21 protein-coding genes are annotated in these 20,487 nt (G+C 48.4%); 7 read left to right on the top strand and 14 right to left on the bottom strand.

What is annotated here, in order from left to right:
• Positions 1 to 252 precede the first annotated feature (252 nt).
• Positions 253 to 1,968 (bottom strand): iron uptake porin, encoded by a 1,716-nt coding sequence (locus P4D80_RS21720; protein WP_421656115.1) that lies wholly within the window; start codon positions 1,966 to 1,968, stop codon positions 253 to 255.
• A 687-nt stretch (positions 1,969 to 2,655) separates the two neighbouring features.
• Here P4D80_RS21720 and P4D80_RS21715 point away from each other — a divergent pair.
• The 6 genes from P4D80_RS21715 (at position 2,656) to P4D80_RS21690 (ending at position 8,527) form a co-directional block, all read left to right on the top strand.
• Entirely contained in the window at positions 2,656 to 3,627 is a 972-nt protein-coding gene (locus P4D80_RS21715) for a PstS family phosphate ABC transporter substrate-binding protein (protein ID WP_421656113.1), read from the top strand.
• A gap of 343 nt (positions 3,628 to 3,970) precedes the next feature.
• The gene (gene pstC, locus P4D80_RS21710; protein WP_421656111.1) at positions 3,971 to 4,903 is read left to right on the top strand and encodes a phosphate ABC transporter permease subunit PstC; all 933 of its coding nucleotides are present in this window, start codon (positions 3,971 to 3,973) and stop codon (positions 4,901 to 4,903) included.
• 163 nt (positions 4,904 to 5,066) lie between these two features.
• Positions 5,067 to 5,990, top strand: coding sequence for a phosphate ABC transporter permease PstA (pstA, locus tag P4D80_RS21705; RefSeq protein WP_421656109.1), 924 nt, complete (start codon positions 5,067 to 5,069; stop codon positions 5,988 to 5,990).
• Positions 5,984 to 6,787 carry a phosphate ABC transporter ATP-binding protein PstB gene (pstB, locus tag P4D80_RS21700; protein WP_421656108.1) on the top strand — a complete coding sequence of 268 codons (804 nt, stop codon included), beginning with the start codon at positions 5,984 to 5,986 and terminating at the stop codon, positions 6,785 to 6,787. The genes pstA and pstB overlap by 7 nt, the downstream gene beginning before the upstream one ends.
• A 20-nt stretch (positions 6,788 to 6,807) precedes the next feature.
• Positions 6,808 to 7,590, top strand: a complete 783-nt coding sequence (locus tag P4D80_RS21695; protein WP_421656107.1) for a hypothetical protein — start codon at positions 6,808 to 6,810, stop codon at positions 7,588 to 7,590.
• Between the two features lie 49 nt (positions 7,591 to 7,639).
• Positions 7,640 to 8,527 (top strand): hypothetical protein, encoded by an 888-nt coding sequence (locus P4D80_RS21690; RefSeq protein ID WP_421656106.1) that lies wholly within the window; start codon positions 7,640 to 7,642, stop codon positions 8,525 to 8,527.
• Positions 8,528 to 8,636: 109 nt separating this feature from the next.
• Here P4D80_RS21690 and P4D80_RS21685 read toward each other — a convergent pair whose 3' ends face one another.
• From P4D80_RS21685 to P4D80_RS21665, 5 genes are all read right to left on the bottom strand, one after another.
• Entirely contained in the window at positions 8,637 to 9,050 is a 414-nt protein-coding gene (locus P4D80_RS21685) for an ExbD/TolR family protein (RefSeq protein ID WP_421656105.1), read from the bottom strand.
• Between the two features lie 18 nt (positions 9,051 to 9,068).
• Positions 9,069 to 9,482, bottom strand: a complete 414-nt coding sequence (locus P4D80_RS21680; protein ID WP_421656104.1) for an ExbD/TolR family protein — start codon at positions 9,480 to 9,482, stop codon at positions 9,069 to 9,071.
• Positions 9,483 to 9,490: 8 nt separating this feature from the next.
• A complete protein-coding gene (locus tag P4D80_RS21675; RefSeq protein WP_421656103.1) occupies positions 9,491 to 10,195 on the bottom strand; it encodes a MotA/TolQ/ExbB proton channel family protein in 705 nt (234 codons plus the stop codon).
• 21 nt (positions 10,196 to 10,216) lie between these two features.
• Positions 10,217 to 10,990, bottom strand: coding sequence for a DUF4333 domain-containing protein (locus P4D80_RS21670; protein ID WP_421656102.1), 774 nt, complete (start codon positions 10,988 to 10,990; stop codon positions 10,217 to 10,219).
• Positions 10,991 to 11,111: 121 nt separating this feature from the next.
• Positions 11,112 to 11,501, bottom strand: a complete 390-nt coding sequence (locus tag P4D80_RS21665; RefSeq protein ID WP_421656101.1) for a hypothetical protein — start codon at positions 11,499 to 11,501, stop codon at positions 11,112 to 11,114.
• Positions 11,502 to 11,974: 473 nt separating this feature from the next.
• On the opposite strand from P4D80_RS21665, the gene P4D80_RS21660 reads away from it, so the two are divergent.
• Entirely contained in the window at positions 11,975 to 12,439 is a 465-nt protein-coding gene (locus tag P4D80_RS21660; RefSeq protein WP_421656100.1) for an SRPBCC family protein, read from the top strand.
• Positions 12,440 to 12,486: 47 nt separating this feature from the next.
• Here the strand turns inward: P4D80_RS21660 and P4D80_RS21655 are convergent, their stop codons facing one another.
• From P4D80_RS21655 to P4D80_RS21620, 8 genes are all read right to left on the bottom strand, one after another.
• The gene (locus P4D80_RS21655) at positions 12,487 to 13,308 is read right to left on the bottom strand and encodes a SirB1 family protein (protein WP_421656099.1); all 822 of its coding nucleotides are present in this window, start codon (positions 13,306 to 13,308) and stop codon (positions 12,487 to 12,489) included.
• 101 nt (positions 13,309 to 13,409) lie between these two features.
• The gene (locus P4D80_RS21650; RefSeq protein ID WP_421659580.1) at positions 13,410 to 13,907 is read right to left on the bottom strand and encodes a cyclic nucleotide-binding domain-containing protein; all 498 of its coding nucleotides are present in this window, start codon (positions 13,905 to 13,907) and stop codon (positions 13,410 to 13,412) included.
• Positions 13,908 to 14,453: 546 nt separating this feature from the next.
• The gene (locus tag P4D80_RS21645) at positions 14,454 to 16,001 is read right to left on the bottom strand and encodes an FAD-dependent oxidoreductase (protein WP_421656098.1); all 1,548 of its coding nucleotides are present in this window, start codon (positions 15,999 to 16,001) and stop codon (positions 14,454 to 14,456) included.
• A gap of 101 nt (positions 16,002 to 16,102) precedes the next feature.
• Positions 16,103 to 16,825 carry an ABC transporter ATP-binding protein gene (locus P4D80_RS21640; RefSeq protein WP_421656097.1) on the bottom strand — a complete coding sequence of 241 codons (723 nt, stop codon included), beginning with the start codon at positions 16,823 to 16,825 and terminating at the stop codon, positions 16,103 to 16,105.
• A 118-nt stretch (positions 16,826 to 16,943) separates the two neighbouring features.
• Positions 16,944 to 17,420 carry an ABC transporter permease gene (locus P4D80_RS21635; protein ID WP_421656096.1) on the bottom strand — a complete coding sequence of 159 codons (477 nt, stop codon included), beginning with the start codon at positions 17,418 to 17,420 and terminating at the stop codon, positions 16,944 to 16,946.
• 151 nt (positions 17,421 to 17,571) lie between these two features.
• Entirely contained in the window at positions 17,572 to 18,162 is a 591-nt protein-coding gene (locus tag P4D80_RS21630) for an ABC transporter permease (RefSeq protein ID WP_421656095.1), read from the bottom strand.
• A 187-nt stretch (positions 18,163 to 18,349) separates the two neighbouring features.
• Positions 18,350 to 19,699 (bottom strand): HlyD family secretion protein, encoded by a 1,350-nt coding sequence (locus tag P4D80_RS21625; protein ID WP_421656094.1) that lies wholly within the window; start codon positions 19,697 to 19,699, stop codon positions 18,350 to 18,352.
• Positions 19,700 to 19,797: 98 nt separating this feature from the next.
• A complete protein-coding gene (locus P4D80_RS21620; protein ID WP_421656093.1) occupies positions 19,798 to 20,322 on the bottom strand; it encodes a GbsR/MarR family transcriptional regulator in 525 nt (174 codons plus the stop codon).
• Positions 20,323 to 20,487 lie beyond the last annotated feature (165 nt).

Genomic DNA, 20,487 nt, shown 5'->3' with positions numbered 1-20,487 from the left:
TCGCCAGGTTGCTTGGGACATTAGCTTTAAGGGGAGGTGGGGGCTTCGCCATCCCAGCCAGAGGTGGAACCCCTGCACCCCGTCCTAAGCCTGGTGACTATAGCTATAAAAAAGAAGACTCCATTTGGAGTCTTCTTTATTCAGGTGTGAGGTGAACTCAGTGGTCTGTCCAGATTTTTCAGGAGCAAAATCCCTGAAAAAGTAACCTCTACAACAGCCAACTCTACTCGTCAACTCAAGGTTGACAAATACTTAGAACGAAAATGTTGTCCGAATCGTACCAACAAACTGGGTATCGTTATCGCTATTCCCTTCCGGATTGATAATGACGAAGAATCCAGGGGTCACTGCAATGTTGTTAGTAACCTTGAAGCGATAGAACGCTTCCACGTGAATCGGAGTATCCTCATCTTCACGATTCACATCGTTATCAACTACATAGGGAGGAATACCCACCAGCAGTCCACCCAGATTTCCTTTCTTCAGCAGATCTGGAAACCCCAAGTAAACTGCCGCGTTGAGGATTTGCGCCTGATCGCTATTACTCCGTCGATTGGCCCACATGTAGCCAAACCAGCCACCAAAAATAAAGTTCTTACTAATTTTCCATTGAAGATTCGCACCAACCGTATCGTTAGAAGTGGCGACACCAGAACCAAATGGCCTGCGGGCAAACTCAGAGCCTGTACTAGCAGTAATGTTGACATCTCCTCCTGAATAATAGGAGTGATTATAGAACAGACCCAGCGAAAGATCCTTAAATGGTTTGAGCACGAGCTGGCCGATCGCACTGTAAGAACCATTAAATAAGCCATTTTTAGGTAGCGGAACATTGCTATCACTGTCAGCAATGTATCCTGCCTGAAGGTTAGCCCAGTCTCCTAACTTGATATCAAACGTCAGCCCCGCGCCCGAACTCCCACTTCTGAGAAAAGGGTTAAAACGACCGAAACGAGAAACTGCACCGCTACCACTACTCTCAAATGGGCTGTTGGTGCTAATTAAAGCATCGTAAAATTCAGTGTTAGTGGCATCAATTTGAACCCGCAAATTGTCTCCAATAGGAAAGCGATAGTAGAGTTCATCGATCGAAAATGCGTTGTCATCGCTACCGTCAAAGGATAGACGGGTCATGTTCGTTCCAGTGAGGTTGCCACTAAACGAATTAACGTTGGCTGCTTGAAGGCGAGTACGCAGGCGGTCTTTGCCCGTAAAGCTGGTGTCAAAGTTGAGACGAACCCGGTTTGCCAGAATTGGTTGGGTGTTATCATCGTCATTTACACCACCAATAACAGCACCATTACCACGGCGAGTCGCCGCATCACCCCATGTATCGGCAACCGCAAAGATTACTTCACCTGTCAACTTCGTTGTGGTGGAGAATTGCTGCTTCTCCAGAGTTGCAGTCCGAACTTCCAACTGATCCACTCGACCACGCAGAGCGGCTAACTCCGCTGCAAATTCTTCCTGAAGCTTTTGTAACGCCAGTAGGTCTTCCTTTTTAACCAAATCAGCTGTTGATGCAGCAATCAGTTCACTGATGCGGTCCATACAAGCATTGAGACCCGCGGCAAACTCGTAACGGCTGAGAGCCCGGTTACCACGATAAGTTTTATCTGGGTAGCCGACAATACAACCATAGCGTTCAACCAGAGATTGTAATGCCTGAAAAGCCCAGTCAGTTGGCCTTACGTCAGTCAGTTGAGAAACTGAGGTAACTTGATCAAGAGCACCGGCATCTACACTTGCCAAATTGCTAACAGAGGGCTGAGGCATAGAAATAGAAGTAGATGCATCAGCCTTAAGCAAAGACGTATCGGCTACCAAAACTGGAGCAGACTTCGTTTGAATCACATCCTGTTCAGCTAAAACCCCCTTAGAGTTTTCGACAGAAGCCACAGCGGAAACAGCCGTAGCTCCCAAAAAAACAGGAGTTAACCACAAAACACTTCGAACGGTTTCAAACATGCTTCCTTCCTCACATCCAGATTATTAAGCAATATAGCGGTGACTTCGATTCGCAGATGCCGAATTCGAATGACAACATTTGCGTAAAAAGCATCAACGAACACTAGTCTACTGATTATGCTCAAGCTATTTTCTAAATTACAGCTAGCCTTAATGAATTGAAAACAAACAGACAAATAACAGATGGTTAAGGCTACCTAAAGATTTAGTTAAAAGCGCTTTTAACCAATCATTTTTAATAATCATTTTTAATTTTTTAATAATCATTTTTAATAATCAATATGATTTTCCTGTAGTTCGGGTCAATTGCTCAGAGCTTCTATCTGAAAGGGCTTAGTGAGCCATAAGCGCCTTTCTAGAAGTCTTTTAGGGCTTTTAGAGAATGAAATCATGAGTAGTAGACATAGACTTTTCTAAAAGCAGGGATTAAGTTTGAAAATAGGATTGAGAAAAACAGAATTGAGAAAACCGTTGGGTAGGGTGATTATTGTATTCTCTTTCAAAGAAGAGTAATTTCAAGAAGAGTAATAATAGTCTTTGCTTAATCAAAAGTTAACCAAACCACAGTGTTTTTTAACGGTGTTTTTAACCTGGACAAGGTTTTAGATTATGGTCTCTTAACTCTAGGCATGTATCTTAATCAAGGTTGATGTATCAAAAAAATGTGTAGCTCACGGAGCGAATGGTATGGCAAGCAATGCAATGAAATTTAAGTTCAATCGCTTCTCGGTAGTGGGTGCGATCGCTGCACTGGCCACGACCGTTAGCCTTGCAGTTCCCAGCATTGTCAAGTCTCAAGCTGTCATCAAGATCGATGGTTCTAGCACCGTTTATCCTATTACTGAAGCTGTTGCGGAAGAGTTTCAGAAACAAAAAAGTGGAATCAAAGTAACGGTAGGTATTTCCGGTACAGGTGGTGGTTTCAAGAAGTTCTGCCGGGGTGAAACGGACATTTCCAACGCTTCTCGCCCTATCCTCCAAAAGGAAATTGATGCCTGTAAACAGAAAGGAATTCGTTACATTGAACTTCCAGTTGCTTATGATGCGTTGACGGTTGTGGTCAACCCTCAAAACACCTGGGCTGATAAGTTGACCGTGGCTCAACTGAAAAAAATGTGGGAACCCGCCGCTAAGGGCACAATTACTAACTGGAATCAGATTAATCCTAATTTTCCGAACGCACCTTTGAAATTATTTGGACCTGGAGCAGACTCTGGCACTTTTGACTACTTCACTGAAGCCATCGTAGGTAAGTCAAAGTCTAGCCGCTCTGACTATACAGGTAGCGAGGATGACAACGTGCTGGTTCAGGGGGTTTCGACCGATAAGAATGCTATTGGATACTTCGGTCTTGCCTACTACGAAAACAACAAAGGTCGGGTGAAGGCCGTTGCAATTGACAATGGCAAGGGACCCGTTCTTCCTTCAATACAAACGGTGCTCGATGGCAGCTATAACCCCCTTTCTCGCCCAATTTTCATTTATGTCAATGCAGAGTCTGCTAAAAGGCCAGAGGTGAAGGATTTTATCCAGTTTTACATGAGAAATGGTGAGCGACTGGCGAAGAAGGTTGGCTATGTTCCTCTGCCCTCCAAGGCTTATACTACTTATCTGGGCTACTTCCGTGCAGGCCGGGTCGGTTCTGTTTTTGGGGGGTAAGGAGAAGGTTGGTCTAACTATTGACCAACTGATGACAATGGAAGCAAAGCAGTAAGCTTCTAGCTTGCTTCAAAGTTTGCTTCACGGATAAGCTCCCTCACCTCCTTTTCTCTAAGCCTGGCGAGCATTGTGATCTAAGCCTGGCGAGCATTGTGAGGTGAGGAATTACTATAAGGTAAGGATTTTTCTGCTATTCCAATGAGGGTGTTCTAGAAACGGGGCTCTGAATCCTCGAAACCCTGATTCCCTCGTTCCCCCTTCCAGAACTGCCACGCAAGAACTGGCAAAGATCGGCAAACCCTTCCCAACTATCACTAAGCCTGTTCTTTGTTTGACTTTTCCCATGACTGAACAACCCTTGCAACTGTCTTTTCCTACCCAGCTTTACCGAAAGAAGTGGTTTCGTGACTTGAAAGAGCAGGCCATTCAATTCCTGTTGCTACTAGCAGCCTGTTCATCGATTGTCACCACGATCTCCATCATGTGGGTATTAATCAGCGAATCGGTTGGGTTCTTTCAGCATGTTTCTCCCTGGAAATTTCTAACCGGAACAGAATGGGCTCCCCTGTTTGAGCCCCCTGCTTATGGTATCTTGCCGCTGGTTTGTGGCACTCTGGTCACTTCTGTCGTTGCGCTTGCGGTCGCCATTCCACTTGGAACCATTGCAGCCCTTTACCTGACTGAATTTGCTTCTCCTCAACTAAGGGAAACTGTCAAACCCATTCTTGAGTTACTGGCAGGAATTCCCACAGTAGTATTTGGTTACTTTGCTCTATTGTTCGTCACCCCGTTGCTTCAGAAAGTCATTCCCAACTTACCCGGATTTAACATGCTGAGTCCGGGAATTGTCATGGGCATCATGATTACGCCATTGATTAGCTCCGTCAGCGAAGATGCGATGCGAGCTGTACCAGTAGAGTTACGGGAAGGGTCCTATGCAACTGGTGCAACTCGCTTACAGACGGCTTGGAAGGTGGTATTTCCGGCAGCCATCTCTGGCATTTCTGCTTCTTATATTCTGGGAATCTCGCGGGCAGTGGGGGAGACAATGATTGTGGCGATCGCCGCTGGACTCCAGCCCATCATGACCCTCAACCCTCTCGAGTCTGCTGCTACCATTACCACCTATATCGTGCAGGTCAGCCTCGGCGACACCCCCCACGGTACCCCCGAATACCAGACCATCTTTGCCGCCGGACTGACTCTGGTCATTATTACGCTGATTTTCAACATTATTGGCTACTTCTTGAGTCGGCGCTATCGGCAAAGGTACTAAGAGAGGATTGAATGAATTTTGAGTTCTGAGGTTTGATTTTTCACCTCACTCCTCACTCCCTTGGCACCTGATATCTATTACCTCTGACACTTAACACCGAATCTCTACCTCCGTTACCCCCCTCATTCCTCCCCTCACTGGTAACTAACAACTAACAACCCTCATGACCACTGAGAATCTTTCAGAACTTCGAGCTAACATTGATCGCCGTAAATTACTCAGTGCCATTTTCGCCATTATTGGGCTACTGTCAATTCTGGTAGGGTTGATTGTGATTCTGGCGCTGGTGATTCAGTTAGGCATCAAGGGCGTTCCTCGCCTTTCCTGGCAGTTCTTCACGTCCTTCCCCAGCAGCAACCCTGAAGAAGCGGGGATTCTTTCGGCATGGGTAGGAAGTTTTCTGGTCATGCTGGTCACGACTACTGTTGCCGTTCCCTTGGGAGTTGCGGCGGGTATTTATCTGGAAGAGTATGCCCGCAAGGATTGGCTTTCTGCCGTAATTGAAATTAATGTCACCAACTTGGCAGGCGTACCTTCGATTGTCTACGGTCTTCTTGCTTTGGGCTTTTTTAACTATATTCTGAATTTAGGGGAGAGCATTCTAGTAGCAGGGTTGACTCTGGCCTTGCTCATTCTACCTGTGGTAATTGTAACGACCCGCGAGGCATTGCGGGCGATTCCAGGCAATTTACGAGAAGCAGCCTACGCGGTTGGAGCAAGCAAGTGGCAGATGATTCAGGATCACATTCTGCCTTACTCAGTCGGGAGTATTTTGACAGGGGTTATTATTGCCCTCTCCCGGGCAATTGGTGAGACGGCCCCTCTTGTAACAATTGGGGCACTGACCTTCATTGCGTTTTTGCCCGATTCCCCCTTTAAATCAGAATTTCCTTTCATTTCATTTGAGTGGCTGAAGGCTCCCTTTACTGTTATGCCAATTCAAATGTTTAACTGGGTTTCCCGCCCTCAGCCAGAGTTTCAGCTCAATGCTGCAGCAGCAGGGGTCATTTTGATTGGCATGACTCTGGTGATGAATGGGCTGGCAATTTATCTTCGCTATCGTTTTCGAAAAGGTATCAAATGGTAGAAGAAGCATTTAAACCCCTGTCTGACTCGCCTGGACTTCAGTCAAAGGCTCAGGCCAAGAACCTGAATTTTTACTACGGCGGCACGGCTCACGTTCTGAAAAATGTGAACCTGGCGATCGCTGAAAACCAAGTCACAGCTCTGATTGGCCCTTCCGGCTGTGGCAAAACAACGCTATTGCGCTGCTTCAACCGAATGCACGACCTGTACCCCGGTAACCGCTACGAGGGGGAAATTCTGCTCGATTCCAACATCAATATCCTGGATCGACGAGTTGATCCAATTGAAGTCCGGATGCGGATCAGCATGGTATTTCAACGCCCCAACCCCTTTCCTAAATCCATTTACGAAAACGTTGCCTATGGATTGCGAGTGCGGGGGGAACGCAAACGCGGGGTAATTGATGAAAAGGTAGAACAGGCTTTGCGATTAGCCGCTCTTTGGGATGAAGTGAAGGATCGGCTGAGAGAGCCAGCCTACAATCTTTCGGGGGGGCAACAACAACGCCTCTGCATTGCCCGTGCTCTGGCAACGGACCCAGAAATGATTCTGTTTGATGAGCCAACATCAGCCCTGGACCCGATCGCCACAGCCAGCATCGAAGAGTTGATGAGCAATCTCAAAAAACACGTCACGATTTTGATTGTGACCCATAGTATGCAACAGGCTGCGAGATTATCAGACTACACCGCGTTTATGTTTCTGGGTGAGTTGGTGGAGTTTAACAAGACCATTACACTTTTTAACCAACCCTTGAGCAAGCAAACGGAAGATTACATTCGTGGACGTTTTGGATAGGTCGGTTTAGATAATTTGCTATGGGGAATCCACTCTCCACCGCCGCAAAGAATACATCGCCAGCGCTAAAAGTGTCGTGGCGGCCAATGCTGGCGATCGCCCTTGTTTTGCATACTCTGTTATTGTTTGCCCCCCTGGGTGAACAGAAGAAAGCTCCTCCCAAAGCCGATCCCAAGGCTGTCAAAATCACCCGATTACCCAAATCCCCCTCTAAATCGAACCAACTGCGACCCACGACTAGAAGAGCGAAACCTACAGTCAAGCGAAAGACAGCGCCCCCCCCTTCAACGATTGTCACCAAAGCAACTCCAACCCCTCCTCCAGTTGAAGGACCAGCAAATCCTAAGGGGGATACTTCCAATGAACCGGTAGGAGGCAGTGGTCCTAAGTTAGACGATGTAACAGAAATCTTCACTGCCCCCTTCGCTGAGTTCGTCGTTCCGCGAGAGCAGGTCGAAGGCGGTGAGATTCTAGAGCCTTTACGAGCACCAGCAGATGCCCCTGTGACAGCTGACCTGTTCCCTAACCCAAATGCCTTTTTTTCCAACCCCGACAAGCTAACCAAAAGAGCTGGTCTAATCACCTTCGAATGGTTTACCGCAATTAATCCCGATTTTTTATACAGCAACCATCTTGAACCGATCTACACGAAGAAAGGCTTCATAATTGTCGAAAAGGGAGAATACGGCGGTGGCAAAGTTTATGAACTGAAAAAGGGTAATGATGTTCTGTACTTTAATATTGTACCTACTGGTGATACAACTGGCACCCTAATTATGGTGTGGAAGAATTCTCCTGTTTAGTGATCGCACCTCATCCTCTCAATTCCTATGGCTTCCAATGGATAACCCCATGTCTGCTGCAACCAAAAATCTGCCCTCTGTTTTGCGAACTTTGTGGCACCCTATGCTGATCCTTGCCGTTGGCTTACATGCTATTTTTCTAGCCATACCACTTGGTAGTAGGCAAAAGCAACTGCCAGAAGTGACGGAACAACCCGTTCAATATAATCGGCTACCAGATATCAAGCCAACTCCCCCCAAGTCTGCTCGCAAATCAACCGTGAAGAAACAAGTCGCTCCTCCACAAAAAACGGTTACTTCTCCCCGTTCTCTTCCCCTAACAACCCCTAACCCAAGCCCTGCCACCTCCTACAAACCACCCACCAGCGCTCCATCGTCAGATTCTGACAATTCAGATTCTGACAATTCTGTTGCCGATTCCGCAGGTTCCCCAGACAACGGTTTCCTTGTTCGAGTGGGCCCTAAGCCTGTCACAGCAGATTCCACCCCTCCACCCCCATCCCCTGGTTCTGTCTCGGCAGCCAATTCAGCCACTACCACCACGGCGGTTAACTCACGCCCTGATCTGGACCCCGAAACACGAGAACTGATTGAACGACTCGGTGATTTGAATGGTCGCCCCATTGCTCAGGATGAAGACTTGACAGGCATTATCCCCACTGAGAAAATCTCTAATTTTTTCACAAACTTTGAGAAAAAAGAACCTAAACCAGGGCTGGTTGGAGTGGAATATCTGTCCACGCAAAAACCAGAGGAGGTTTATGAGTATCTAGGTTTAATCTACCCGGACTACACACTAAAACAAGCGGGAGAGTACGGTGGAGGAACCATTTATGAAATCAAGAAAGGTGAATATGTGCGCTATTTCAATTTGATCAGAGATAAGGAGAATAAAGGTACTGTTATTGTGCTCTGGAAGGAGCGTCCTGTTTATTAAAAGATTATTATTTTTGATTTCTTATCAATGGCCAGAAAGCCTTCATCGTAGGATGGACATTGCCTGCTAGCCTTGATTCAATACCACTTTGTCCATTATTTCTTATCAACTATTTCTTATCAACAGCCAGTGAGACATTTCCTCCGCCGATGTCTTGCATAATTTGAAGCATACTTGCAACTTTGTCGTAACTCAGTTTTTGATCGGCTTTTAACACGACAATACCATTGGGACGAGTATCGAGGTAAGTGACTATTTTTTGAGCCATCTGGTCAATGTTGACAGGTTGCCCTTCGATGAGAATTTGACCCTGACTGTCCAGTCCCACAATCATCGTGTCTGTGGTTTCCTGTTCTTTAACGCCCAGTTTGGCCGAGGGGAGGTTTACCTTAACCGCTGCCTCTTGTCCAGTCAGGGTCATAGAAATGATGATAAAAAAGGTCAGTACTGTCATCAACACGTCCATCATTGGTACCAGGTTCACTTCTGGAACCCGTGATTCATTTTGACGATTTCTAACCATAGATAATCAGTTGATTTACTAACCGTCTAATGCCAAAGAGACGCGATCGCCCCCTACAGTTTGTAATTCTCCCAAAATTTGAACCACCTGTTCATATCCCAGGGCACGAGATGGCTTCAAAAGCACGACCCCTTTTGGATTCCTGACCAGGTAAGTCTGAATTTCAGCTATCAACTGATCTTTTGTGAAATTGCTCTTGCCAACCTGGATACGTCCACCCACTTCCAGTTCCACAATCATTGGTTCTGGCAGAACCTCCTGAGGGGAAGGACTCACCTTGCTGCTCGGGATCGACACATCCACAGCTTGCAAATTGCGTAACATTGCTGTAATCATGACAAAGAACGCCAGAATTCCCATCATCACATTCATCATCGGGATGAGGTTAATTTCCGGGATTCCGCCGTAGTTTTCTTTTTTTCTGGCACGCATAGGAAACGTTAGCTACTTCTACTGGCAGATGCTGGAGGGGTATCTTGAAATCTCCTTTCTGCATAACCTTGCTGAGATTCGCTCAGTTCATACCAGGTTTGACGGTAAATCAGCTCCAACTCGTTACCAACATCTGAAAAGTAGTTCACTTGTTGTGATTGAAGCGTGACAAATAGACGATAAAACAACAACGCAATAATTGCCACAATCATTCCACCCGCCGTGGTAATTAGAGCTTCACCAATTCCTCCCGCAGCCTTCGTCGCCTGCTCACTGGTACCGCCGCCGCCAATATTCAAATTACCAAAGGTTGCAATCAGTCCCGTCACTGTCCCCAAAAGACCCAACAGGGGTGCAACAGCGACCACCGTCTCCAGTAATTTGTCGCCCTTACGCATTTCAACAAATTCCTTATCACCAGCCGCTTCCATTGCCAGCCGAAAGGTTTCAGGAGTGGGTTGATTGAGCCTTAAAGGGGCCGACAGATACCGACCAATGGGAAGATCCTGGGCTTTTTCAGCGATCCTGGCAGCTTCATCCAAATCATAGCGAGCTGCCTCTAGCACATCGTGAGCGATGCGAGCCTCACTCCTTAAAAGCTGGAACCAGAACAAACCCCGCTCAAGGGCACAGGAGATTGTCAAAACAGACAGCCCCACGATCGGAATCATGACAGGGCCACCCTTAATTACAATGTCGAACAACGTAGACATAGTGTTACTTAAACTGCCCCCTTAATCTACCAACACTTCGCCATCACCGGGACGGTTCGGATCTGGAATGTTTTCAGTTGTTACCTTAGGCTTCTTCAAAGTCTGGCCAGGCTTTGAAGAAGCCGAATTTGTCTTAGCTGAAGCTGATTGCCCAGAGGCTAATGAGCCCCCTTTAGGATTTGCACCTGGAAGGACTCGCTGCCAATTCACTCCCCCTGCCGGATCAATGGTGACGAGAATAATTCCTGGTTGTTGGTTTTGAGCAGCTTGTTTTGTTTGACGGTTGTTCGTCTGCAGGGATTTTTCAGCTGTTTTTTCCGTCAATTTTGCTATCGGCTTTGCACCGCGCTTCAGCACCTTGCACTCAAAACTTTCTCCCGGTTTGACCGCCCGGTAAATATTATTACCACAATTGATAGTTAGTGGTCCCAGTTCTTTTTCCAGTTCCTGCTGAATCTTGGTTTGAAGTTCAGATACGTTAACAAGACCCTTGACGCTAGGTACACTCCAACGCACAGTTCCTTGATCGTCTTGTTGGGTAACTGGAATAGCAAAGCCGCCATCAGTATCTAATATGCCAACACATTCAAACGTTTGACCCGACTCTGGCTTGACACCATCGGGACAGACGACGCTTTTGAGGGACAACCCTCCCTGTTTGATGATATCGTCCTGAATTGTTTCCGCAATTTTTGCTGTATCCAGAGGTTTTCCACAGCCTGTCAGGGTCAACAAACTGGCTACAAATAAAAACTGGGGAGTTTTTACCAATGCTATTGTTTTGGCTTTGCCCACGTAACCTGTCTCCAGCGATCGCCCTCAGCTATAAACTAAGCGCCCTTTGCCATCATTACCTTATCCAGAAATGGTAAAGAAGACGTTAAACGCAGGACGCCTGCGATCTGCTGTACTCAAATCAGTGGTGGAAACTGAAGGAATACCCGGTATACTGATTCCCTTCATAAGAAACGACCAGCCAGGTTTGCGGATCAAAAGCCAGTGGGTAAGCTTCACGTTGAACTGTGCCACTCGCCATTAGGTTTGAGGTCTGAAGCTTACAGTAGGGTTGCTTCAGGGTCTGGCGAACCTGCTCCTTGCTAGAACCTTCAGGGACAGCCAGCAGCCGAGACAACTCCTCTCTCGACAAAACCCTCCTGGACTGCACTACCTCTTGGCAGACATCTTCCACCGGAGATAGGCTGGCCAACAATCCACTCGGATCAACGAGCATGCCAAAGGCAGCCACCACCGATCCACCAGCTAGCACGTACTTAACACCTGTTGTATGGGATTTACGACGATTCATCTCTTTTAACCCTCGAAAATCATCGAGTTGAAATCTCAAACGAGGTAAATGAAGGGGAAACTACCTAACACCAATCCTCTTTACTCTGAATAGGAACTAGAATTTACCCTGAATAGGGACTAGAAGCTCCTAATGGAGCAAGCCTTCCTGTTTAAGGTTAATTATCAATATAGTTCATTAGTACTAAAATAGCGCATTAGTACTATTTTGCAAAGTTTTTTGAGAAGCCAGGAACTATGAGTTAGAGGTCAGGGAGCAGGAGCTAGGGGCTAGAGAGCAAGTATTGGGACAACTCATAACTCATTCACCCCTCCACCCTTCCTGACTCAATTCACCGTTACAGTAACAATAGGTTCTTAGTATCAAACTGAACTTTTTTTGAGGCGGTTTTTAAGGCGGTTTTGAACTAAACCTCCTTGAAATTCTTGTTTGATCGCACATAAGGGTGTTCACAAAAGGGTGTTCACAAAGCAATGAGTAAGCTAGAGCAGAAGGTTTTTGAGCAATCTGTCCAGATCAATGCCAGCGCGACGGTTGTCGAGCGATGTCTTATCGACCGTTCTCTAATGCATCGTTGGCTCAATCCGGCATTGCGGTGTGAACCCGTTGGTGAATGGTCAACCAATATGGGGGGGGAAAGCCGTTTCATTATCCAGGTACCGCTGTTGCAGCCCAGCCTGAAAAGTGTGGTGGTAGAGCGAGAACCGGGGTTGATTGTCTGGGAGTTTTCGGGTTTCTTTAAAGGGCGCGATCGCTGGGAGTGCAACCCAGAACTGAGGGGAACCCGACTGCTCAATCGATTTGAATTTGAGATTCCGAATCCTCTGGTGCGTTTTGGCTTTAACACCTTTGCTGCTTCCTGGACTCAAGCAGATATGGAGGCCCAACTGAGACGGTTGAAGCAAGTTGCGGAGGAGATTTATCAACGAGAGTCGTAGTAGGAGTAAAGGAGTGGAAGCAGGGAATAGAAAACGGTGTAGCTGGCTCAATTTCGCATAATTTTTTCTATTAAATTCCGAATAATTGGGGCATCTGGTGCGGCAGGCATGAGGTCTAGATAGTCCTCCAAATCCTGGCGTGCTTCAGCGAATCGGTTGAGGTGGTAGTAGAGGATGCCGCGATCGCGCAATTCCACGGGCGCACTAGGAAACAACAAAAGAATCCGCTCAATGGCAGCCAGAGCCTTTTGGAAAACCCCCTGGTTCAAATAAATGATCTTCAAGTTGGAAAGCATTCTTGCCAGAAATTGATGGGGAGTGACCGCTTGCAAAAAAGCTGGCTGAATTTCGACAGGTTGGCCGAAAAGTTGAGCCAACCGATCCATGCAATCTTGTGGAAACAGAATCTCCCCTTGATGGAAGGCATCCACAAAAATTTCCATCTCTCCCACATTGGGACGAATCAAAAAATGCCCCGGCATTCCAATCCCAACCATCGGAAAGCCAACCCGTTTAGCGATCGCTAGGTAAATTAGCGACAGCGTAATCGGAATTCCCGTGCGTTGATCAATCACATTGTTTAGAAAACTGTTGCAAGGATTGTAATAATCGTCTGCATTCCCTTTAAAGCCCAGATCTTCGTACAGGTAACGATTAATTGTTTGCAAAATTCTGAGGGGATAAGGTTCAATTGGCAATCGTTCCTCAACTTCTGTTGCCATCACATCCAGGGCATTTAGATAGGCTTCCACGTCCAGATCTGGATACTCTTCCATCGCCAGGTAAAGCGCTGCCCGTTCCAAACAAATTTGCTCGTCGGTTTGATGAATTTCTTGATAGAAAAACTGGCGTGCAACTGAAAATTCCATGACGTTATAAACGCTTGCGGCTTAACGCATTGCGTGGGTAGAGCACAGCAAAACAATACCTTTATAATCCTAATGGTTACTGAAACAAACGGGATCAAAATTCACTGGCTAACAGCCAGGTCTTTCAACCGTTGCAATAGCCAATCGAGCCGCAGTTTGGCAACTTCTAAACTTGCAGAAATTTCAGGATTCAAGTTTAACTCGGAAGTCACGTCCTCATTCAACTGACGATAGCGGCTGTAACCAAGTCGGCTAACCGTTCCGCGCAAGCGATCAGACAGAAAAGCCGCGATCGCCTGATAGAAATGGGCTGCAAAGGCATTGTCTTGCAGCAACTTTGCCCGCAGTTGATTGCGCGGAATCGCCCAGAGTATCGTCGGCTCTATCGCTTTAACCGTAGCTGACGGTGGGCGAGCATCCACAAACGACATTTCTCCTACAATTTCGCCACTGGAAAGGACTGCAATTTCCTCTCCTTTAACCGCTTCAGCTGAAACTGACAGTTTCCCTTCCAGCACAATATAGAGGGCATCGATCGGCTGCCCCTCTTGAATCACAACGGTTCCTGCTGGAACTTCTTTTCGCTTACCCGTTTTGATTAACCAATCAAAGTCGCGATCGCTGAGTTCTGCTATAAAGATATAAAGCTCTTTTCATATTTTCCTTCTTTCACTCAAGGATGGTAATTATAGCTGTCGCCAGGTTGCTCAGGACATTGGTTTTAAGAGGGTGTGAGGGCTTCCGCCCCCAGCCAGAGGTTCCACCCCCTGCACCCCGTCTGTCCTAAGCCTGGTGGCTATAGCTATAAATCTTTTTCCACCATGAATTGCCAAATCTGGAAGGTTGATGGTGGAATGCTGTAACAGAGGTTGTTAGTGATGGGGGATGGGGGATGGGGGATGGGGAAGAGGAGGGGGAGTTTTGAGTTTTGAGTACTGAGCTAACTTCTGGCTTCTAACTCGTAGCTTTTTCCGGCCTGTCAATTTTTCTGTATCAAACATGGAAAGGGATCCAGGGGAATCAGGGTTTCGAGGAGTGAGAGCACCATTTGTGAGACACACCCTTTTTTCCTCTTTTTCCTTTCTCTTTCCTTCTTTCCTCTTTCTTCTCTCTTTTTCCTCCCAGTTCCTATTCCCCACCTGATCCTATTCTAGGTAATCGTTTCCGGCTCCGTACTTCCATGCATCTGCCCAGCGTCGAATGTAATATTTCTGAACCGGAGAGAGGCGATCGCTCCAGGACCTTAGCACCTGCCCCAGGGGAGAAAGTCCAGTATAGGCGGCCAGATTGCTGTAGTGCATCACCCATTCCAGTAGGGTTGAAAGCCCCACCTGGGGAATAATTTTGAACACCATTCCTGGTTGGACGAGGGAAGTTTTGACCAGGGTTTGAAACAAGGCTGGAAATTGCACCACATCTTGCAGAAATGGTCTCAATACTGGATCACCCAATTGCTCCATCTGCCTAAATACACTGGCAAGTAATTGATTGATCTGATTGGGAGCAATTTTCTGGTCCACTCGAACGCTCATAGCCCGTTGAAACAGCCAAGTGACTGCCAGATTGGGCTGATAGGGCTGTAGCAGTGCCAGGGCGTTGCGGTTCAAAACATCGCTCTGCAAAGCTTCGTGGATTCCTTCAGTCAACCGTTCCAGGTGCCGCACCATCGCCCCAAATCCGCCAAAGCTGAGGGGCGATTGACTACCACTGCTGTCTCCAATGGGTAAAATTCGGTTCCATCGGGGCTTCAGGGGGCTTTGACGGTAGCAGGGAAAAAATCCAAACAATGCCCGCTTAAACTGAAGCTGCTCCAGGGAGACGGTTTGATAACCGGGCAACAGGCGGAGGTAATCTTCAAACAGATTTTCCAGACTGGGGCGATCGGGATGGGCGTCCAGGTAGGTGAACAGATAGGTTGTTCTGCCGTCCCTGGCCGGAAAGGCTTCCCAGAAGTACTGACATTGGTTTTGTAACGGCGTGAAGGAGACAATCAGGTCACCCGTTTCATTTTCAGGAAAACCCGTCGCACAACTGCCGACTACTAGGCAAACCGCATCTGGCTTTTTGCCCTGCCGCGCCTGTTGCACGATCGCCGAAAAATGTCCCATGGCATCCAGAACCAGACGGGTTTTGAATTCTTGTTCACCCGCTTTGACAACAACCCCACTGGGATGAATCACAGCCCCTTCAAAGGGCGTCTGCTCAAACAGGTGCCCGCCCTCAGACAGAAAGCGCTGCTTGAGCGTTTCCAACAGGAACACGGGATCAACACCAAGGTTGAGAATATCCCTTACCCAAATTTCGGGGCCATCTAAAAAGCTGACACGGGCGGGATTGTACTCCGTGGCGATCGCCCGCTCCAGTTCCTCCTCCGTCAGCAACTCTAAACGGATAAACGACTGAAGCTCTTTGCGAGAAATATTCCACTCTTGCTCCCGTCCGCGCAGAATACCACGCTCAATCAGGGCAACCCGCCAGCCCCGCTGTACCAGCCCTGCCCCAATTAACACTCCCAGCGTGCCACCGCAAATCACCACGTCCCATTCCACCTCAATCGGTTGGTTGCTCTCCTGCACAACGTCAGGTACTGGCAAAGTTCCTTCCCGCAAGGATTGCCAGAGTTTATCCAGCCGTCGCAACCCTTCCAGGGGATTGCCCGGTACCTGGGAAAGAACTTGCTCAGTCAGAGTCATATGCAGCAGGGATCAGGGATAAAAATCTTAGCTTTGCAACAGTCGTTAGCCATCTTTAATGGTTGATAGGAAATTGTTGATAGGAGTGACTCAGGGGCCCATCAAGCCATTGCCATCATGTGAGCCAGGTCATCCGGTGCCAGGTAGGGTTGTACCACGCTGCCATCTTTGAACCAGATGATGCGGCGAGTGCGGCGAGCAACATCTGGTTCGTGGGTCACCATGACGACGGTAATGCCACTGTCATTCAGTTCTGAAAAGATATTCAGAACCTCTTCCGTAGTGCGGGAATCCAATGCTCCAGTTGGTTCATCCGCAAGAAGCAGAACGGGTCGGTTGACGATCGCCCGCGCAATTGCAACCCGTTGCTGTTGTCCCCCTGACATTTGATTGGGGCGGTTATGCATCCGGTTACCCAGCCCAACCCGGTTCAGCGCTTCTGTTGCCCGTTCTCGCCGATCTGCCGCTGGAACATTAGCGTAAACCATTGGCAGCATGACATTTTCCAGGGCATTGAGTTGGGGTAACAGGTGAAACTGCTGAAACACAAACCCAATTTTGCGGTTACGGATTAGGGCCAGATCTGCATCGCTCAGGGCCGCTACCTCCACTCCATCCAGATAGTAGCGCCCGGAGGTAGGACGATCCAGGCAGCCAATCATGTTCATCATAGTGGACTTACCAGAACCGGAGGCACCCATAATGGCGCAGAATTCACCCTGCTCAATGGTCAGATTGACGCCTGAGAGAGCTTTTACCTCAGTTTCTCCAGAACCGTAGATTTTATAGATGTCTTCAAGCCGAACGATAACGGAGTTGGGCATGGTGGGTGGAGGTTTGAGTAGAGGGTCAGGGTAGAGGGTAGGGAGTAGGGGTCAGGGACAGGGGTTGGGGACAGGGGGTCAGGAGTCAACAGCAGCCAATAGCCAGCAGCCAGATGTGTTACGCGCTTCTGAGGGCTACGATGGGGTCTAGTTTGGCGGCCTGACGGGCAGGGAAGACACCAAAGAATAAACCAATGCCACCGGAAACACTAACTGCAAGAGCGATCGCAGCGGGTGAAATTCCAGCCTTTAATGGTGTAAAAGCTCCAACAGCGGCAATGCCTCCGACTCCAATCACCGTGCCCAGTAGTCCGCCTGCTGCTGAAAGAATCACTGCTTCAATCATAAACTGCACCAGAATGTCCTGCTGAGAAGCGCCAATTGCCTTCCGCAGGCCAATTTCCTCGGTGCGCTCCGTTACGGAAACGAGCATGATGTTCATGATGCCGATGCCACCCACCAGAAGGGAGATGCCCGCGATCGCGGCTAGCATGGCAGTCAACCCCCCGGTAATGGTGCCCACAATATTCAAAATGTCCTTCTGGGTCTGCACCGTAAAGTCATCTTCGTCGGTAATTTTGTGCCGCAAACGCAACAGGTTTGTGACCTGAAATTCAGCCGCTCGAATGCTTTCAGCGTCCTTAGCAGAAATGGAAATAAAGGTCAGATCTAGCCCATAGGGAGAAGTGCGCCCAGTCAGGCGATTGGCATGGGTAGTAATGGGAATGTAGGCTGCATCATCCTGGTTATTTCCTAAAAAAGGCTCCCTTTGCTTGCAACACTCCGATCACCTGAAATGGAATGCCCTTAATCCGAATTTGTTCCCCAATCGGATCTCGATTGCCGAAGAAACGGGTTGCCAGATCAGATCCGAGAGCAACTACCTGAGCATTTTTGTCCACATCCTGATCGTTAATAAACCGTCCCTTTGCCATATCAAAGGTACGAACGGAAAGGAATTCGGGTGTAGTCCCAACAACCAGGGAACTGGTGTTCAGGTTGCGGTAAACCACTGGAAGCTGGCTCTGACGTTGGGCAGCCACTTCTTTGATGGAAGGCACCTGGGTGGCGATCGCCTTAGCATCTTCTAGCACCAGCGTTCTGGGTAAATCAAATGTGCGGTTACGCGCCTCCCGCGCCCCCGGAGTCACAAACAGCACATTGGGGCCTAGCGACTCAAACTGCTCTGATGCAAGGCGTTGCGCCCCCTGCCCAACACCCACCATCGCAATCACCGAAGCATTGCCAATGATGATGCCAAGCATCGTCAAAGCACTCCGAAGCTTATTTGCAGTTAGCGTTTTGACCGCCATTTTTGCACTATCAAGAATATCCATTGCCGTTGGAAATAGTTATGAATTTTGGGTTTTGATGGAGGCAACAGGCAACAGGCGATAGGGTGGAGTGGAGGAGTTTTAAGTTCTGAGTTTTGAGTTCCAATACCCAATCCCTGACCCCTGGCCCCCAGTCCCTTCTGACTTCCGACTCCTGACTCCTGAATCCTGAATCCTCCCCCCTTATCAGCTACCCCCCTTTACCCATACCCTTTGTAATGTCTTCCAGCTTTTGTCCTTCGGGTAGCTCAACAAATACCAGGTCGCCAGGCTGAACGCCTTCCAGAATCTGGGTCTGGTTGCCAATGGTGGGACCAATGGTAACGGGCTGGAATTTGGGTTTGTTGTTGCGATCGGGAATGAGAACGCCAGTCTCTCCCTTATTCGTGACGATCGCCACACTGGGCACCATCAGCGCTCTGTTCAACTGCTCGCCTAGAAATGCCAGGTCGGTGGTCATGCCAGAGCGAAGTTCATTTTTGCCCGTTGTGATGCTGACCCGTACTTCGAAAGTAATCACGCCCCTCTGAGTGGGGTCTTCTTTGGCTTCCGGTGAAACCAGGCGAACCACTCCCCTAAACGTTTGCTTCGGGTAGGCATCGGCTCGAATTTCCACAGGCTGTCCTGGCTTAATCTGCCCAATGTCAACTTCAGGGACTTTAGCCAAAATCTCCAGATCATTGGCCAGAGTCACGATCGAAGTGGCAGAGGAGGTGGTGGAGGCAAAGCTGGTAGGAGTGACAAAATCACCTTCAGTCGCATTCTTTTGGGTAATGATGCCGTCAAATGGAGCACGAATAATCGTGTCATCCAGTCTGGTGGCGATTTCTTTCAAGCGGGCTCTGGCAGACTGCACCTGAGCTGCTGCCTGCTCAATTTCTTCGACCCGGTATCCGTTTTGCTGCTGATTCAACTGTTGTCGGGCGTTATTAAGGCGAGCTTTGGCCTGCTCCAGATTGGCCCGGGCGCTACGCTCTTCATTCACAACTTCATCCAGGCGATCGCGGGAAATTGCCCCCTCGGATGACAACATTTGGTTTCTGCGAACCCGTTCACCGGCTAAGTCTAGACGGGTTTGTGCCGCTTTCACCTCTGCCTGGGCCTGCTCAACCGAGGCCCGTGCCTGCCCAATCGCTTCAGGTCGACTTCCCGAACGCAGCATAGCCAGATTGGCCTCTGCCCGCGCCAGTTCAGCCTGTGCCTGGTCTCGTTGAGCGACCAGTTCGCTACTATCCATTCGCGCAATGATTTGACCCTGCTTAACGCGATCGCCCTGTTCCACATAAAGCGCCTCAAGCCGACCGGCAGCTTTGGGGTTCAGGTTCAGCCGCTTCACAGGTACTACATCCCCACTGGCGGTAATCCGCATCGTCACATTCTTCATCGCCACCGGTTCAGTAAAGCGGCTGATGTCTTGTTGAGGTGTATTACGAACAACCGCAAACGTCGTGGCAGAAACGCCAACCAACCCAGCCGCTACCAGCCCAAGCATCCAGGGCGTGGTCTTCTTCGTTACAGTTTTCATCAAGGGGAGTTGCATGGGATTCAAACCATAAAAGCGAGTGTAAGTTCAAAGCGAATGGGGACAGGTGACAACTCAAGTCGAATGAATCCTTACTTTTTAAACTGACAAATTTTTTATTTAGTGCCTTCCTCCAGATGGGCAAACCGTCGCTCTTCCCAACGCTGAATCATGGCTGGCAGTTCCTGCTCAAGAAAGGCATGCATATCGCGCATTTCTATGAGGCGATCGCAAAGATTCGGATTTTCTCCCTCCAGCAATTCCAGTCCACGCTCTGCCAGTTGGCGAAAGGCAGTAATTTGAGCCATTCGCTGTTTAGTCAGTTCAGTCCAGGCATTGGGCTTAATGCGAAAGTAGTCTCTCCGTTGGCCTGGCAGGCCGATGCGCTCAATCAAACCAATCTGAATCAACAGACGAGTCATCGTGCTAATCGATCCCTTACTGGCCTGAAGCACATTGGCTAACTCACCAGGCGACTGGTGCGGCGGATCAGAAAGCAACAACCAACCGAAAATACGCCCAGCCATACGTGGTAGACCCACCATCTCAAACGAAAGCCCAACATCTTCAACAAAGTGCATTTGCTTGAGCGCTTGCTCAGCCCTTGCAGCATTAATACTTATGTTTGTCAATGTTCCCATGCCCTCAGCTTAACACATCTTAGTTCAATATTTACTGAACAATTTGAATATACAGATCAATCTGTATCCAACCCAGGGTGGTAGGTGTCAGAGTCGCTGTTTGTTTCAGATTGTTTCGACTCGCTTTCTGCGTAGTAAATGACTCTCCCGTCCGTAGTAAAGTGA

This window comes from Leptothermofonsia sp. ETS-13 (genome assembly GCF_049200465.1).
GTDB lineage: Bacteria > Cyanobacteriota > Cyanobacteriia > Leptolyngbyales > Leptolyngbyaceae > Leptothermofonsia.
The sequence above is the reverse complement of the archived record's forward strand: the minus strand, read 5'-3'. Positions and strand labels throughout refer to the sequence as shown.